We start from the raw sequence: 13701 nt of genomic DNA, 5'->3' as shown, positions 1-13701 counted from the left end.
CCTCTCGTGCCACCCGGTGATCCGCGGCGACGCCGAAGGGGTCACGGCGTCGCCGCGCGGAAGAGAGCCAGGAGGGCCTGAGCCGGCGGAGTGTCCGCGCCGAAGAACTGCGTGGCCAACGCGGGCGGGACGGCTGCCCCGTGCATCCGGACCTCGTGGCAGCTGAAGCAGAACGCCGCTTCGAACAGGGCCAGATCGAGGGAGTCCTCGTACGCACGAACGCTCCAGCCCGGTGAGAAGCCACAGCGGTGCTGTTTGCCGCTGGGCAGTGTCCCGATCAGGGTCAGGGCGTCGGCCGCTTCGATCCCGGCCCAGTGGGCGACAGCCCTGCCGGGATACGGAGCGCCCGGCTTCACCGGGAGGGCGGAGATCCGTACGACCTCGATCAACGCGGTGGCGGCCACGGCGTCCTCGGGGAGCTGCATGAGCACAGTCTCCCCGTCGAACTCGGTGTATCAGATCAGCAGTCCCGGAACTCCGGCGACTGGTTCAGTACCTGCGACCGCACCGAAGTGAACCGCGCATACGTCTCCCCGTCCCGCGCCTCGGGCCGGAACGCCGCCACCCGGTGGCAGTTCTGGAAGGCGAGGCTCACGCCGAAGTGGCGCTCCAGGCTGCCGCGGATCGCGTCGCTGGCCAGAGCTCGCAGGAGTTGGCCGCGTTCCTGCTCGGACGGGGGAGGGGTCTGGTTGTCGGTGAACTCGGCCGTGTTGTCGTGGAGTTCGGCGGCCAGGGAGGCGATCAGGTCGTAGGCGTACGGCAGGGAGGTGCGGACGGTGTCCACGAAGTCCTCCTCGCGGATGTCACCGTGTTCGGCTTCGGCGAGGAGCTTCGGGGAGACGTCGAGAGACATGTGCGTGTGTTCCTGTTCGGGGGAGGTGGTGATGCGGGGGTGCTGAGGGGACGGTGGCGTCGTCGTCAGGCCAGTGCCGCCGGGCCGGGTACGAAGTCAGGGTCCACCTGCGCGGCCAGGTCGTGGCCCGTCCTGTCGTCCGCCCAGGCGCGGGCGTTGCGCAGGTGGAACTCGACGGCGTGGGCGTGGGTCGTGGGCCAGTCCTTGGGGTGGGCGTCCACCGCCTCGCGCAGGACGTTGAGGGCGTGCACGTTGTGGGACTCCAGCTCGCCCTGCTGCCTGCCCTGTTCGGCGGCCCGGACCCAGGGGGAGTGGACCAGGTGCGTGAGGAGGTCGTCGCCCACCTCCTCCTTCAGGAAGAGCAGGTCGTCCTCGCCCGTCACCTTGTTGCCGACGACCGCGATGCGGATCCCGAACTCCCTCGCGTGGTCCCGGTACTGGCGGTACACGGAGACACCCTTGCGCGTGGGCTCCGCCACCAGGAACGTCATGTCGAAGCGGGTGAACAGCCCCGACGCGAAGGCGTCCGCGCCCGCCGTCATGTCGACCACCACGTACTCGCCGGGGCCGTCGACCAGGTGGCCGAGGTAGAGCTCGACCCCGCCGAGCTTGGAGTGGTAGCAGGCCACCCCGAGGTCGCTCTCGTCGAACTCGCCCGTCACCATCAGCGGCACGTCGCCCACGCGCCGGACGTGCCGTGCGTGCAGCTCGTCGTCGCCGAGGAGGCGCAGGAGACGGGAGCCGCGGCCGGGTGGCGTGGTCTTGACCATGGCGTCTGCGGAGGGGATACGCGGGTTGGTGCCGCGCAAGTACTCCTTGATGTCCCGCACGTGGGCACCGAGCGGCGGGGCGTCCAAGGCGTCGCCCTCGTGGCCCAGTGCCTCGGCGAGGTGCTGGTTGATGTCGCCGTCGATGGCCAGCGCGGGGGCGCCGGAGCGGGCCAGGTGGCGGGAGAAGAGCGCCGACAGCGTCGTCTTGCCGCTGCCGCCCTTGCCGACGAATGCGATACGCATCAGCAGCGGCCCGCCTTCGCGGCCGGGGCAGCCTGCGGGATACCCTTGTTGAAAATGGATGTCATGTGGGTAGGGTGTCGGCGGCTCTGATCACTGTCAAATCGCCTGCTGTGTAAGGGGGTTGTGGCGGCCGCGGGGGCCGTCGCGATCACCCATTGCCCTTAATGCATATGATGTGCAAGTGCACGACTACAGCATCAGGGTGGCAAGCCCGGACGATCTCGACGGTGCGCGAGCCCTGATGCTCGACACCGTCTACCACGACTTCGGCACCGGCTACGTGCCCCGCTGGCACGCGGACATCATCGATCCGGCCGCCGCCTACCTCGGCCCGCCCCGCCACACCCTCCTCGTCGCGCTCGACCCGAGCGACAACGCTGTCGTGGCCACCGCTGCCCTCGACTCGCGCGGCCCCGCCCACCCGCCGAATCCGCGCGACCTCGCCGAGCGCTACCCCTGCGGCGAGACCGCGCAGCTGCGCCGCGTCTACGTCCGCCCCGAGCATCGCAGGCGCGGCCTGGCCCGGCGGCTGGTCGAGGAACTGCTCGCCTTCGCCGCTGCGGACGGCGGCTACCGCGCCGTGTATCTGCACACCGACCCGAAGGTGCCCGGCGCCGAGGGCTTCTGGCGCTCCCTCGGCAAGGTCGTGCACGACGAACGCGAGGAAACCGGCGGCGTGAACGGCGTCGTTCACTTCGAGATACCGATGGAGCGATAGACCGTGCGACACCGACTCCGCCCGCTCCTCGCCCTCGTACTGGCCCCCGTCCTCGCCGGCTGCTTCGCCTCCGGCGGCGGCACCGACGCCGCGGACAACGCCCAGGACGGCTCCCGCCTGCGCGTCGCCCTCGCCTTCCCGCCCGCCGAGAACCTCTCGCCGTACGGCGCCGACGCCACCATCCTCAGCCGCCTCGGCGTCACCGAGGGCCTCACCGCGCTGGACGCCAACGGTGCCGCCGCCCCCGCTCTCGCCGCCTCCTGGCGCCAGGAGAACGACCGCACCTGGCTGTTCACCCTGCGCGAGGCCACCTTCCAGGACGGCTCGAAGGTCACCCCGGCCGCGGTCGCCGCCTCCCTCACCCACGCCACACAGGCCAAGCCCGCCCCGGCCGCCCTGTCCGGCGTCACCCTCACCGCCAAGGCCGAGGGCAGCACCGGCGTACGGATCAGCACGGGCCGACCCGACCCGATCCTCCCGCTGCGACTGTCCAGCCCCTCGCTCGCCATCCTCGCCGACAAGGCGTACGGAAAGGACGGCAAGGAGGAGAAGGTCGACCCGGTCGGCACCGCCACCGGGCCCTTCGAGCTCACCAAGGTCATGGGCGCCACCGCGGCCACCCTCGACCGCTACGACGACTACTGGGGCGGCCGCGCCCAGGCCGCCGGCATCGACGTCAAGTTCGTCGCCGACGGCACCGCCCGCGCGAGCGCCCTGCGCACCGACCAGGTCGACCTCGCCGAGGCGATCCCCGTCGCCCAGGCCGCCACCCTCGACAAGGCCACCCGCGAGGCGACCGCCACCACCCGCACCACGAGCCTGCTCCTCAACACCGAGAAGGGCCCCTTCAAGGACGCCGCGCTCCGGGCCGCCGCCCGGCAGGCCGTCGATACGTCCGTACTGGCCAAGGACGTCTACGAGGGATACGCGGACGCCGGCGCCGGTATCTACGGGCCCGCCGTCACCTGGGCCGCCGGCAAGCGGACCGAGCCGGTCGGGCGGGCGAAGGCGGGCAAGGCCGACGGGACGCGGATCACCCTCGCCACGTACGACAACCGGCCCGAGCTCCCGGAGGTCGCCCAGGTGCTGAAGCAGCAGCTGGCGAAGGCCGGTTTCGACGTCACGCTGGAGGTGCGCGAGTACTCCCGCCTGGAGAGCGACGCGCTGGCCGGTGAGTTCGACGCCTTCGTCCTCGCCCGCAACACCCTCGTCGACACCGGCGACCCCGTCTCCGTCCTCGCCGGCGACTACACCTGCGACGGCGGCTACAACATCGCCCAGCTCTGCGACAAGGACGTCGACCGGGCCGTGGCCAAGGCCGAGGACACCGCCGGCACCGCCGAGCGGCAGGACGCGGCCATGGCCGCCGAGGCCCGCATCCTCGGCACGGACGCCGTGGTGCCGCTGGTCCACCAGCGCATCATCACCGGCGTCGCGACCTCCGTCCGGGGCGCGCTCCTCGACCCGTACGAGCGCACCCTCGTCGGCACCGGCACCCGGCGCTGAGCCATGCGGAGCCAGGCAGTCACGCTCCTGTGGCGTGCGGGGATCGCGGCCGCCCTGGTGGGTGTCATCGGCGTAATGCCCTGGCTCTCGCACACCGACCCGGCGCTCACCGTGCTCAAGGCCCGCTCGGCGGACCGCGACCCGACCCCCGAGGTGCTGGCGGACATCCGTGCCCAGCTGGGCCTGGACCACGGCCCGTTCCGCCTTCTCGGTGACTGGCTGGGCGGACTGTGGCGCGGGGACGCCGGCCGGTCGTGGATCTCCGGCAGCGAGGTCACCCCCGCCGTGCTCCAAGCCCTCGGCGTGTCCCTGCTGCTCATGGCGGTGGCCCTCGCGGTCGCCGCCGTCACCGCCGCGCTGATCTGCGCGCGCACCCTGTGGCTGGGCGCACGGCGGCGGCTGGACGGGCGGCGCGCCGGAGGCACCGGTTCCGCCGTCCTCGCCGCACTGCCCGAGTTCCTCACCGCCTCGGTGCTTGCCACCGTCGTAGGAGTGCAGTTGGGCTGGCTGCCGGCCCTGGGCTGGTACGGCCCCCAGTGGACGATCCTGCCCGCCCTCGCCCTCGGCCTGCCCGCCGGCGCGGTCCTCGGCCGGCTCCTCGACGACCTGCTGCCCGGCGCCTTCGCCGAACCCTGGGCCCTGGCCGCCGGCGCACGCGGACTGCCCGGCCGCACGGTCGCCCGCCAGGCCCTGCGCCGCTGCCTGCCCGGACTGCTGCCCAACACCGGCCTGTTCGTCGTGGGCATCACCGGCGGAGCGGTCACCGTCGAGCAGATCTTCGACATCCCCGGCCTCGGCCGCACCACCCTCCAGGCCGCCCTCGCCCAGGACCTGCCCGTCCTCCAGGCTGGCACCCTCGCCCTCGTCCTGCTCGCCGCGGCCGCCGCCGCACTGGCCCACCTCCTCACCCGCCTGCTGATCGGCCCGGCCCTGCGCGACGGCGCGCTGCCGACGCTGCACCGCCGGTCGTCGCCCGCACACGGGTACCTGCCGATTGCCTACGGTGGCCTGCTGACGGCCGTCATCGCCCTCGGCCTGCCCCGCGACCCACTGGCCCTCGACACCGCCGAGCGGCTCACGAGCCCATCACTGTCCCACCCGTTCGGCACCGACGCCCTCGGCAGGGACATGCTCGCCCGCGTCGCGCACGGCGCACTCGACACGCTGCTGCTCGCCCTCGCGATCAGCGCGGTCACCCTGCTCACCGGAGTCGCGCTAGGCCTGCTGCCCCGGCTGTCCGGCCCGCTCGTCGACACCGTCACCGCGCTGCCGCCGGTCCTCGTCGCCCTGCTCGTCACCGCGGTCGCCGGCAGCGGAACCGCCACACCCGCGCTCGCCGTGGCCGCCGTCGCCTGGGCGCCGCTCGCCGCGCACACCTCCGCGCTGCTCCGTCAGGAACGCGCCGCCCTCCACCTGACCGCGACCCGCGCCCTGGGCGCCGGCCCCTGGTACCTGCTGCGCCACGAACTGCTACCCGCAGTCCTCCCGCCCGTCACCCGACACGCCCTGCTCCGCCTCCCCGGTATCGCCCTCGCACTCGCCTCGCTCGCCTTCCTCGGCCTGGGCGCGCAGCCGCCCTCCCCGGAGTGGGGCCTGCTCCTCGCCGAGAACCAGCCCTACGCCGAGCGCGCACCCTGGGCGGTCCTCGCCCCCGCCGCCGTACTCGCCCTGCTGGGGGCGCTGGCGGTGACGGCGGCCGGAGGAGTGCGGCGGGGCCTGCGTCGCAGTCACAAAGCGGAGGCCACCACGCCCGTACTCGAACAGCGGTCGGACACAAGAGAGTTGGTGGCCACTCGATGACGGCGCCCCTGATGCTCCGCTTCCGCGGGACGGCTCCCGACCGGCCCCGCCTCTCCCCGCTCCTCCGTCTCCTCATCCTCACCCAACTCGCCTTCAACATCGGCTTCTACGCCGTCCTGCCCTTCCTCGCCGAACACCTGGGACAGGCCGTCGGCATGGCGGGGTGGCTGGTCGGGTTCGTGCTGGGGCTGCGGACCTTCAGCCAGCAGGGGCTGTTCGTGGTGGGCGGGGCGCTGGCCGACCGGTACGGGATCCGACCGGTCGTGCTCACGGGGTGCGTGCTGCGGATCGCCGGGTTCGCCTGGCTGGGGTACGCGCAGGAGACGTGGGCGGTCATCGGCGCGGTGCTGCTGATCGGATTCGCGGCCGCGCTGTTCTCGCCCGCCGTCGAGTCCGAGGTGGCCCGGCAGGCCGTGGTGTGGGAGGAGTCGGGCCGCGGCTCACGCACCCACGTCCTCGCGCTGCTCACCGTGGCGGGACAGGCGGGCGCGTTCGTCGGGCCACTGCTGGGCGCGCTGCTGCTCTCGGTGGACTTCCGTACGGTCTGCCTCGCCGGCGCCGGCATCTTCGTACTCGTCCTCGCCGGGCACGCGTGGCTGCTGCCGCAGCACATACCCGGGCGCGGCGGCGTCGCGGTCCGCGGCGGCATGGGAACCCTGCTCCGCAACCGCCGCTTCCTCGCGCTGTGCGGTGCGTACGGCGCCTACCTCCTCGCCTACAACCAGCTCTACCTCGCCCTCCCCGACGAGGTGGAGCGCGCCACGGGCTCCCAGACGGCACTGGCCTGGCTGTTCGCCCTGTCCTCGCTGCTGGTGGTGATCGCCCAGTTGCCGGTCACCCGCTGGGTCGGGGGGCGGCTCACCCTGCGCCGGTCCATGGTGGCCGGACTGCTGCTGATCGCCGCGGGATTCGCGCTCGTTGCGGCGGCACGGCCCGCCCACTGGACCGGTACGGCGGGTCTGCTGCCCGCGGCCGGCTTCGTCGTCCTGCTCACCTTCGGCCAGATGCTGGTCGCCCCGGTCGCCCGGGCCTGGGTCCCCGACCTCGCCGAAGAGGGCCGACTCGGCCTCTACACCGGCGCGTTGTCCTCGGTCTCCGGCCTGATCGTCCTGCTCGGCAGCTCGGCGACGGGAACGCTCCTGGACACGGGCCTGCCGGCGGCCGTGCCGTGGCTGGTGCTGGCGGCTGTGCCGGTTGCGGCGATCGCAGTGCTGCCGCGCAGATAGAAGCGGTACCACGGATAGCTGCCTGCCCGCTGCCTTGTGGCTTGCCCAGCGTTGCGGCTGGGCGGGGGTGGGTCGCGCAACCCGGCGCTGGCGGGGTGCCGCTGCGCCCACCCGTGCCGCCCCAGCGGCACGACTGCCCGCAGCTAGGCGGGCGTGGAAGGACGTGTACCCCCACGGGCCTGCGGTCGCGTACGGCGGGAAGGGGACGGGCCGGGGGGTGTCCGCCCGCAGTGGCCGGCGTCAACACGCAGCCCCTCCTGGCCTAAGTCCAGCCGCCGGTCCGAGGACGGACACCCCCCGGCCCGGCCCCGACCCACAACCCACCCGCAGGCGCTACGCACGCCCCCACCGAACCCGCACAGGCGCCGCAGGCATCCGCACCGCAACCACCGGCTTCCGCCAGACGACTGACCCCTCACGACGCCACCAGCTCCCGCACCTCCACCACACGGACCTCCTTCGCCCGCGACGTCCGGTGCAGCCACAGCACGTCCCGCCCGAACGACCAGACCAGCGCCCCCAGAGCCACCGCGGCGACCGCGAACGTCGCCGCGTACGGGAGGTAGCCGGACGCGGCCAGCAACAGGAACACGCCCTGCATCGCGGCGACCGTCTTGCGGGCCGTGCTCGGCGGGAGCGGGGCGTTCAGCCAGGGCCAGACGCGGGCGGCGGCGACGAAGGCGTAGCGCATGGTGCCGATGAGGAGCACCCAGGGGCCCAGCGACATCGAGACGTACACGCTCAGGACGAGGATCAGGAACGCGTCGACCTCCATGTCGAACCGTGCGCCCAGGGGAGTCGAGGTGCCGGTACGGCGGGCCACCTTGCCGTCGACGCCGTCGAGGATCAGGGCGACCGCCGTCAGGCCGACGAAGAGCGTGACGGGCGGAGAACTCTGGAAGAAGGAGTCCGCCACCAGCGCCGTGACACCGCCCACCAGCGTCGCGCGGCCGAGGGTGACCCGGTTGGCCGGGCCGAAGGAGCGGAGCCTGGAGCGGTGCAGGGCCGTCGAGAGCAGCGCCCAGGTCGCGATCGCGAAGACGAGGCCGGTCAGCCAGCCCGCCGGCCCCAGTCCGATCGCCGAACCGAGCAGGGCCAGCACCAGGATCTGCACGCCCGCTCCCACAGCGGTCTCCTGCTGGACCAGCCTCGCGTCGTAAGTGTTGTTCAGGGCCACCGCACATTCCTCCGGCCAGGTGACAGAGTCGATCAAGGCCGCGTACTGTGCGCGACCTGTGCACTCCTCGGTACGTGCACAGCTTCACGATCGTTCAGGAGGATTCCGATGAACCGCACCGCACGCGCGTTCTGGCTCGCCTCTCCGGGTGAAGGCGAGATCCGTGAGGTCGCCCTTCCGGAGCCGGGCGAGGGCGATGTGCTGGTGCGGTCGCTGTACTCCGGGGTCAGCCGGGGCACCGAGACACTCGTGTTCCGCGGCGGTGTTCCGCGGAGTCAGTACGCGCCCATGCGCGCGCCGTTCCAGGAGGGCGAGTTCCCCGCCCCGGTGAAGTACGGCTACCTCAGCGTCGGAGTGGTGGAAGAGGGGCCGACAGAACTCGTCGGCCGTACGGTCTTCTGCCTGTATCCGCATCAGACGCGGTACGTCGTCCCTGCGAGCGCGGTCACCGTCGTACCGGACACCGTGCCCCCCGCCCGGGCCGTCCTCGCCGGCACTGTCGAGACCGCCGTCAACGCCCTCTGGGACGCCGCGCCCCTGGTCGGCGACCGGATCGCGGTGGTCGGCGGCGGCATGGTCGGCTGCTCGGTGGCCGCCCTCCTGGCCCGCTTCCCCGGCGTACGGCTGCAGTTGGTCGACGCCGATCCCGGCCGGGCGAAGGTCGCGGAGGCCCTCGGCGTCGGCTTCGCGTCGCCCGAGGAGGCGCTCGGCGACTGCGACCTGGTCGTCCACGCCAGCGCCACCGAGCAGGGCCTGGCCCGTTCCCTCGAACTGCTCACCGCCGAGGGCACGGTCCTCGAACTCAGCTGGTACGGCGACCGGCAGGTCAGCCTCCCCCTCGGCGAGGCCTTCCACTCCCGGCGGCTCGTCATCCGCAGCAGCCAGGTCGGCACCGTCTCCCCGGCCCGCCGCGCCAGCCGCACCTACGCCGACCGGCTCGCCCTAGCCCTCGAACTGCTCGCCGACCCGGCTCTCGACGCGCTCGTCACGGGGGAGAGCGCTTTCGCGGAGCTGCCGGATGTGATGCCGAAGCTCACCTCCGGGGAGATCCCGGCCCTCTGTCACCGCGTCAGGTACGCGGACACGCCCTGACGGACTCGTTCAATCCGGGACGACAGGAGCGCCTGACCTGAGAAAAGAGTGAGAGAGGGCTGAACAACGGGAAGCGAAGAGCCGTACTACACGACATCCCCGCCAGCCATCAGCGGGGATGAGGAGCGCACCGCACCTGGAGGGTCGTCCGTTGTTCAGCATCACCGTCCGCGATCACATCATGATCGCCCACAGCTTCCGCGGCGAGGTCTTCGGACCCGCGCAGCGCCTGCATGGAGCGACGTTCCTGGTGGACGCCACGTTCCGGCGTGAGCAGCTGGACGACGACAACATCGTCGTCGACATCGGGCTGGCGACCCGGGAGCTGGGCGCCGTCGTCGGAGAGCTGAACTACCGGAACCTCGACAACGAACCCGACTTCGCCGGGATCAACACCTCCACCGAGTTCCTGGCCAAGGTCATCGCGGACCGGCTGGCCGAGCGGATCGAGAAGGGCGCGCTGGGCGAGGGCGCCAAGGGGCTCGCGGGGCTCACGGTCACGCTGCACGAGTCGCATGTCGCGTGGGCGAGTTATGAGCGTGCGCTGTGACCGATACCGTCATGGAAAAGCCCGAAATGGTGGGTAAGCCGGAGACGACGCAGCAGCCGGGGCAGACGAAGCTGTCGGAGCAGACGGAGCGGACCACCCTCGGCTATATGCCCGTTCAGCACTCCGTCCTGAAGAACGCCGAGATCATCCCCATGTCCCTGCGCTCCGTGCACTTCGTCATGCCGGGCGGCGTCGACGACGCGGCCGCGCCGAGCGGCGGCAACGCCTATGACCGGCGGGTGAGTCTGGACCTGCCCGGCTTCGGCTGGCAGGTGCACAAGCACGCGGTGGACGGCAGCTGGCCTCGCCCCGACGCCGCCGCCCGTACGGAACTCGCCCGCACACTAAGGGAGTTCCCGGACGGCACCGTCGTACTCCTCGACGGGCTCGTCGCCTGCGGAGTGCCCGAGATCATCGTCCCGGAGGCGGAGCGGCTGCGACTCGCGGTCCTCGTCCACCTCCCGCTCGGTGACGAGACGGGGCTCGACCCCGCCGTGGCCCTGGAACTGGACGCCCGTGAACGCACCGTGCTCCGCGCGGTCCCCGCGGTGATCGCCACCAGCGACTGGGCGGTCCGCCGCCTCGTCTCCCATCACGGCCTCGCCCCCGAGCGGGTCCATGCCGCGGCCCCCGGCGCCGACATCGCGCCCCTCGCCTCCGGTACGGACGGCGTGTCGCGGCTGCTGTGCGTGGCCGCCGTGACCCCGCGCAAGGGACAGCACCGGCTGGTCGAGGCGCTGGCGGCGGTGACCGACCTGCCCTGGAGCTGCGTGTGCGTGGGCGGGCTGAACCAGGACCCCGAGTACGTGGCCGGGTTGCGGGCCCTGATAGCGAAGCACGGCCTGCAGGACCGGCTGATCCTGGCGGGCCCGCAGGCCGGCGCCGAACTCGACGCCAGCTACAACGCCGCCGACCTCATGGTGCTCACCTCCTACGCGGAGACGTACGGCATGGCGGTGACGGAGGCCCTCGCGCGCGGCATCCCCGTGCTGGCGTCGGACGTCGGCGGCCTCCCGGAGGCGGTCGGCGTGGCCCCCGACGGAGGCGTCCCCGGCATCCTCGTCCCGCCGGAGAACCCCGCCGCGATCGCCGCGGAGCTGCGCGGCTGGTTCGGCGAGGCGGACGTACGACGCCGGCTCAAGGCGGCGGCCCGGGGACGTCGGGCCGCCCTGAACGGCTGGGCCGGCACGGCCCGCAGCCTGGCCGCGGTACTGGGCCGACTGCCGAACGAACCCCGGAGGGCGGCATGAGGAAGACAGCGACGGCACGGAGCGGGGGGACGATCCCGGCCCAGCCGGGGCCGAGGGACGCGACCGACGCCACACAGGCGACGCGGCGGGGTCCGCAGGGCGGGGCGCTCGCCGCGGAGGCCGGGCAGTCGGATCGCCCGGGTTCGGTGACGGGTGCTCCAAGCGGTGACGTGTCATCATCGGTCGCTGCCGGGAAGGCGGCGCCGCAGAGCGGGATCGTTTCAGCAGGGGGCGACATGACTGGCGTGTCCGTACCGGCCGAGTCCGACGCCGACGCCGTGATCCTCGGTGCCGGGCCCGGGATCGGTCCCGGTGAGCGGGCCACCGTACGGCTGCGGGACGCCGGGCCGGACGACCCGCCCCGCTACGCCCCCGAGTGGCTGGAGCTGCGTGAGGGCGCCGACGCGGCCGCGCGGGCGCACGACTTGCTCGACCCGCTGCGGATCCGGCTCGCCAACCTGCCGGGCCGGGCAGGCGGCCTGGTCATCCACGACGTGGGCTGCGGCACCGGCTCCATGGGCCGCTGGCTCGCGCCCCACCTGGACGGCGCCCAGCACTGGGTCCTGCACGACCGCGACCCGTACCTCCTGCACTTCGCCGCCGTGGCCTCCCCGCGCTCCGCCGCCGACGGCAGCCGTGTCACCGTCGAGACGCGCCGCGGCGACATCGGCCGCCTCACCCCGGACGCGCTCCTCGGCGCCTCGCTGGTGACGGCCTCCGCACTGCTCGACGTCCTCACCCGCGAGGAGGTCGGCACCCTCGCCGCCGCCTGCGCCGGCGCGGGCTGCGCGGCGCTGCTGACGCTCTCCGTCGCCGGCCGCGTCGAACTCACCCCGTCCGACCCGCTGGACGCGGAGATCGCCGAGGCGTTCAACGCCCACCAGCGGCGCTCCGGGCTGCTCGGACCGGACGCGGTCACCGCGGCGGCCGAGGCCTTCTCCGAGCACGGCGCGACCGTCCAGGTGCACCCCAGCCCCTGGCGCCTCGGCCCCGACGAGTCGGCGCTCACAGCCCAGTGGCTGCGCGGCTGGGTCGGCGCGGCGGTCGAACAACGACCGGAACTCCGGGAGCGCGCGGAGCGATACCTGAGCGAGCGCCTCGCCGCCTGCCAGGCCGGCGAGCTGCGGGTCGTCGTCCACCACAGCGACCTGCTGGCACTGTCCCGACCGACGGGCGGAGCGTCATGAGCGTGGAGACGGTGGCACGGTCACGCCGGGCGCGGCCGGGCACCGAGCCACGGGACCGGCGCGGGGACCGCGCGGCCGAGGCCGCCACCCGGGGTGAGACGAGCGGGCCGTTGGGGCGAGCGGGGCTGTCCGGGCCCGCGGCGGCCTCGGCGGAAGCTGCCGACGGCGACGTGGTCGCGGCGGCTCCGGCGGTTGCGGATGCCCCCGTCTCCCACCCCGAGGCGGGGGCCGCGACCCTCGCCGCCCCTGCTGCCCCACTCGTACCCAGGCCCGAAGCCGTCTCTCCTTCCCGCATCGGCGTCATCGTCTCCGAGCCCCGTCCGGAAGCCGACACGCCTGGCGCACCGCGCCCCAGCACGCCGCGCCTCACCTCCGTGCGCACCTTTCTGTCCCGCCTGAACACCCCGGCCGTCCGCACACACCTGGGCACGGCCGTCGGCGTCGCCATCCTCGTGGTGCTGTTCTGGCGGCTCGGTACCGGTGTCTTCCTCGACGGGCTGCGGCGGATCGACGCGGCGGCGCTGTTCGGGGCGCTCGGGATCGGGGTCGTCACCACCGTGTTCAGCGCGTGGCGTTGGCAGCTGGTGGCACGCGGGCTGCGGATCGGGCTGCCTCTCGGGCCGGCCGTCGCCGACTACTACCGCTCCCTGTTCCTCAACGCGGCCCTTCCCGGCGGCGTCCTCGGCGATGTGCACCGGGCGGTGCGGCACGGGCAGAGCACCGGTGACCTGGGGCGCGGCGTCCGCGCGGTCGTGCTGGAGCGGACGGCCGGTCAGGTCGTCCTCATGGTCGCCGGCGCCGTCGTCCTGCTGACCATGCCGTCACCGGTACTCAACGAGGCCCGCGACCTCACGCCCGTCCTGCTGTTCGCAGCGGTGGGCGCGCTCGCCGTGGTGGCCGCCGTGCGGATGAACCGCGCGCCGTCCCGCCGTGACAGGTCGAACCCGACGGCTCTGGGCACCACGCTCACCGAGGCCCGGGAAGCCCTGCTGTCCCGCCGTAACGGGCCCGGTGTCGCCGTCTCCTCCGGCATCGTCCTCGCCGGCCACATCGCGACGTTCGTGCTCGCCGCACACCTCGCGGGCACCACCGCGTCGGTTGCCGTCCTGCTGCCGCTCGCCGTCCTCGCCCTGCTCGCCATGGGCGTGCCCCTGAACGTCGGCGGCTTCGGCCCTCGCGAGGGCGTCACCGCCTGGGCGTTCGGCGCGGCGGGCCTGGGCGCCGACACCGGACTGGCCGTCGCCGTCGTGTACGGCGTGCTCAGCTTCGTGGCCGCCCTGCCCGGCGCCCTCGTCCTCGTCGCCCGCTGGTACCTGGGCCTGCGCGCAG

At 73.3% G+C, this 13701-nt stretch carries 12 protein-coding genes and 1 pseudogene; 9 read left to right on the top strand and 4 right to left on the bottom strand.

What is annotated here, in order from left to right; translation table 11 throughout:
• Positions 1-41: 41 nt before the first annotated feature.
• The 3 genes from IF78_RS0100120 to IF78_RS0100110 form a co-directional block, all read right to left on the bottom strand.
• Positions 42-425: a hypothetical protein gene (locus IF78_RS0100120; protein ID WP_031475975.1), complete on the bottom strand. Its 384-nt coding sequence runs from the start codon at positions 423-425 to the stop codon at positions 42-44.
• 35 nt (positions 426-460) lie between these two features.
• Complete coding sequence (locus IF78_RS0100115; protein ID WP_031475977.1) at positions 461-853, bottom strand: SCO5389 family protein; 393 nt, start codon at positions 851-853, stop codon at positions 461-463.
• Between the two features lie 65 nt (positions 854-918).
• Positions 919-1866, bottom strand: coding sequence for an ATP-binding protein (locus tag IF78_RS0100110; RefSeq protein WP_031475979.1), 948 nt, complete (start codon positions 1864-1866; stop codon positions 919-921).
• A gap of 181 nt (positions 1867-2047) precedes the next feature.
• On the opposite strand from IF78_RS0100110, the gene IF78_RS0100105 reads away from it, so the two are divergent.
• Genes IF78_RS0100105 through IF78_RS0100090 form a run of 4 tightly spaced genes read left to right on the top strand, consistent with a single transcriptional unit; the run spans position 2048 to position 7116 of the window.
• On the top strand, positions 2048-2584 hold the full coding sequence (locus tag IF78_RS0100105) for a GNAT family N-acetyltransferase (protein ID WP_037639339.1): 537 nt from the start codon (positions 2048-2050) through the stop codon (positions 2582-2584).
• Positions 2585-2587: 3 nt separating this feature from the next.
• The gene (locus IF78_RS0100100) at positions 2588-4090 is read left to right on the top strand and encodes an ABC transporter substrate-binding protein (protein ID WP_031475983.1); all 1503 of its coding nucleotides are present in this window, start codon (positions 2588-2590) and stop codon (positions 4088-4090) included.
• A 3-nt stretch (positions 4091-4093) separates the two neighbouring features.
• Positions 4094-5890 (top strand): ABC transporter permease subunit, encoded by a 1797-nt coding sequence (locus IF78_RS0100095; protein WP_031475985.1) that lies wholly within the window; start codon positions 4094-4096, stop codon positions 5888-5890.
• Complete coding sequence (locus IF78_RS0100090; protein ID WP_051827430.1) at positions 5887-7116, top strand: MDR family MFS transporter; 1230 nt, start codon at positions 5887-5889, stop codon at positions 7114-7116. Before IF78_RS0100095 ends, IF78_RS0100090 begins: the two co-directional genes overlap by 4 nt.
• 415 nt (positions 7117-7531) lie before the next feature.
• Here the strand turns inward: IF78_RS0100090 and IF78_RS0100085 are convergent, their stop codons facing one another.
• Positions 7532-8293: a CDP-alcohol phosphatidyltransferase family protein gene (locus tag IF78_RS0100085; protein WP_031475989.1), complete on the bottom strand. Its 762-nt coding sequence runs from the start codon at positions 8291-8293 to the stop codon at positions 7532-7534.
• 108 nt (positions 8294-8401) lie between these two features.
• On the opposite strand from IF78_RS0100085, the gene IF78_RS0100080 reads away from it, so the two are divergent.
• From IF78_RS0100080 to IF78_RS49340, 5 genes and pseudogenes are all read left to right on the top strand, one after another.
• Positions 8402-9385 carry a zinc-dependent alcohol dehydrogenase gene (locus IF78_RS0100080; RefSeq protein ID WP_031475991.1) on the top strand — a complete coding sequence of 328 codons (984 nt, stop codon included), beginning with the start codon at positions 8402-8404 and terminating at the stop codon, positions 9383-9385.
• Positions 9386-9536: 151 nt separating this feature from the next.
• A complete protein-coding gene (locus IF78_RS0100075; RefSeq protein WP_031475993.1) occupies positions 9537-9935 on the top strand; it encodes a 6-pyruvoyl trahydropterin synthase family protein in 399 nt (132 codons plus the stop codon).
• Positions 9936-10042: 107 nt separating this feature from the next.
• Positions 10043-11185, top strand: a complete 1143-nt coding sequence (locus IF78_RS0100070; RefSeq protein WP_107049860.1) for a glycosyltransferase family 4 protein — start codon at positions 10043-10045, stop codon at positions 11183-11185.
• Between the two features lie 236 nt (positions 11186-11421).
• Entirely contained in the window at positions 11422-12372 is a 951-nt protein-coding gene (locus IF78_RS0100065; protein ID WP_051827429.1) for a class I SAM-dependent methyltransferase, read from the top strand.
• Positions 12369-13595, top strand: a pseudogene (locus IF78_RS49340) (lysylphosphatidylglycerol synthase transmembrane domain-containing protein); the annotation flags it as partial. The gene IF78_RS0100065 and the pseudogene IF78_RS49340, both read left to right, overlap by 4 nt.
• Positions 13596-13701: the final 106 nt, after the last annotated feature.

It is taken from the genome of Streptomyces bicolor, from assembly GCF_000719285.1.
Lineage (GTDB): Bacteria > Actinomycetota > Actinomycetes > Streptomycetales > Streptomycetaceae > Streptomyces > Streptomyces bicolor.
This window is presented reverse-complemented; position numbering and strand designations above follow the sequence as displayed.

Coding starts and splice junctions, on each gene's coding strand:
- IF78_RS0100065 (WP_051827429.1), top strand. CDS start 11,422: ATGACTGGCGTGTCCGTACCGGCCGAGTCCGACGCCGACGCCGTGATC.
- IF78_RS0100115 (WP_031475977.1), bottom strand. CDS start 853: ATGTCTCTCGACGTCTCCCCGAAGCTCCTCGCCGAAGCCGAACACGGT.
- IF78_RS0100095 (WP_031475985.1), top strand. CDS start 4,094: ATGCGGAGCCAGGCAGTCACGCTCCTGTGGCGTGCGGGGATCGCGGCC.
- IF78_RS0100110 (WP_031475979.1), bottom strand. CDS start 1,866: ATGCGTATCGCATTCGTCGGCAAGGGCGGCAGCGGCAAGACGACGCTG.
- IF78_RS0100120 (WP_031475975.1), bottom strand. CDS start 425: ATGCAGCTCCCCGAGGACGCCGTGGCCGCCACCGCGTTGATCGAGGTC.
- IF78_RS0100090 (WP_051827430.1), top strand. CDS start 5,887: ATGACGGCGCCCCTGATGCTCCGCTTCCGCGGGACGGCTCCCGACCGG.
- IF78_RS0100070 (WP_107049860.1), top strand. CDS start 10,043: ATGCCCGTTCAGCACTCCGTCCTGAAGAACGCCGAGATCATCCCCATG.
- IF78_RS0100080 (WP_031475991.1), top strand. CDS start 8,402: ATGAACCGCACCGCACGCGCGTTCTGGCTCGCCTCTCCGGGTGAAGGC.